This is a genomic window from Peribacillus sp. NPDC056705, assembly GCF_043656335.1.
In genome coordinates this window covers 1-2,221 of record NZ_JBHTYI010000115.1, presented here as the reverse complement: position 1 = coordinate 2,221, position 2,221 = coordinate 1, and the positions used below count along the sequence as shown (strand labels likewise).

Here is a 2,221-nt window from a genome sequence, read left to right as displayed (position 1 = left end):
ACCCGATTGCGATGTTCATGCAGATAAAAAGGCTGCTCGCCATGCGTGAGCTGAAGCAAGGCGGCTTCCACTTGGTCCTTAAATACCGGCACCGGTTCCTCCATGCTCAGAATGTCCGAGGCATCGTTCAGTTCAACGAACACATAGTACAATCGATCGTCCGGCTGAACTTCAAGGCGCCGCTCCCACTCCTGAAGAAGCACCTCATCGGCTCCACCCATAATCAGCGACTCCATTAATGCGCCTGACATGAGACGTTCTTCCCTTAGCTGTGCCTCTCGGTCTGCTTGAAGCCGCTCACTTAGCCGGACAAGTGCGTCGCTAAACTCCACTTCATCGATGGGTTTCAGAATGAAATCGTGGACCCCGTAACGGACCGCCTGCCTTGCATAGTTGAAATCGTCATAACCGCTGACGATGATGAAGTATGGATTTACGATGCCATTGGCCATAATTTGTCCGATCAACTCAAGACCATCCAGTACCGGCATGCGGATATCGGTGATGACGACATCCGGCTTGAGCCGCTCAATCCGTTCAAGCGCGTCTTCCCCGTTGTCTGCCTCTTCAATGACTTGAAAGCCGCAAGCCTCCCAATCGATCAGCTTTAGCAGCCCTTTGCGCGTAAACACTTCGTCATCCACCAATATCGCCCGGTTCAAGTACACGGTATTAGCCTCCCTCGCACGCGCCCCACATTGGCAAACGCTTTCATCTAGTAAATCCATTGTTTATGTTTCACATCGAATTGTCAATGAATTTGAAAATAGCGCTCGGCATTCAAATAGCAGATATCCTGAATGATGGAGCCGATAAATTCATAGTCCGCCGGTAGCTCCCCTTCTCGAATCCAGTCGCCGAACAATCTACACAGCACGCGCCGGAAATACTCATGCCTCGGAAATGACATGAAGCTGCGCGAATCCGTCAGCATACCGACAAAGGTGCTGATTAACCCCATGGAGGACAACGCAGTAAGCTGCTTCAGCATGCCTTCCTTCTGATCATGGAACCACCAAGCCGAACCGAGTTGGAGCTTGCCTTCAACACCCGCAGCTTGAAAGTTACCGATCGTGGTAGCAATCATCTCGTAGTGGGAGGAATACAGACTATAGACTATCGTCTTGGGCAACTGGTCGTTCCGGTCAAGACGGCTGAGAAACGCGTTGAGACTTTCGGCCAAGTGAAAGTCCAGGATCGAATCATAGCCGCTATCCTTGCCCAGCTTGGCAAACATACGCGCATTGTTGTTCCGAATGGCTCCAATATGCAGCTGCATCGTCCATCCCTTGGCGTGATACATCTCACCCAGCTTCAGTAAGGTATGTGTACGGAAGATCTGATCTTCCCGTGATGTAATGCTATCGCCGTTCTTAGCCTTCTGATAGATAGCAGCCACTTCCTGCTCGTTCGCCGCTGCGTATGGAAATGCCGAGAATCCATGGTCCGATAATCGACAGCCATGCTCATGGAAATATTCAACCCGTTTCTTAAGCGCAGCAAGCAGGTCTTGGTATGTATCGACCGCATGGCCTGCCGTCTGCCCAAGCTGGTTCACATAAGATACATACTCTGCATGGCCAACATCGAGCACCCGATCGGGCCGGAATGCCGGAGCGACGATGGTTGTAAGCTCGCCCTTCTCCTTAATGAGACGATGATGCTGCAGCGTGTCAATGGGATCATCCGTCGTGCAGGCTACCTTCACCTGGAACTTCTCCAGAATCCCGCCGGCACGCAGGGTCGGCTCCTGCAATTGCTCATTGCAGGCATTCCATATGTTTGCAGCGTTCTCGGCAGTCAAGCGCTCTTGAATGCCGAAATAACGGCTAAGCTCCAGATGCGTCCAGTGATAGAGGGGGTTCCCCACCAGGCGCGGAACACACCCTGCCCAGGCTTTGAACTTCTCTTCCGGCGATGCGCTGCCCGTGATCAACTCTTCATTCACGCCAAGCCAGCGCATGGCCCTCCATTTGTAGTGATCTCCTTCAAGCCAAAGCTCGGTCAGATTCTCGAACTGGCGATTGTTTGCAATATCCTGCGGGTTCAAATGATTGTGATAATCAAAGATTGGCATTCCCTGTGCATAGTCCTGGTAAAGCTTCTTGGCACTGTTGCTGTTCAACAACAATTGATCGGTATCAAAACGGCTCATTTTCCCCTACCTCCAATTTCCGATGATATTTCAGTTCCATACTACCATACAAGTATGGTAGTATGG

At 51.3% G+C, this 2,221-nt stretch carries 2 protein-coding genes; both read right to left on the bottom strand.

The window, feature by feature from the left end:
- Positions 1–668: response regulator (locus tag ACFRAK_RS27930; protein WP_394573025.1), on the bottom strand; the 668-nt coding region annotated here is incomplete at its 3' end.
- A gap of 83 nt (positions 669–751) precedes the next feature.
- Entirely contained in the window at positions 752–2,155 is a 1,404-nt protein-coding gene (gene uxaC / locus ACFRAK_RS27925) for a glucuronate isomerase (protein WP_394573024.1), read from the bottom strand.
- Positions 2,156–2,221: the final 66 nt, after the last annotated feature.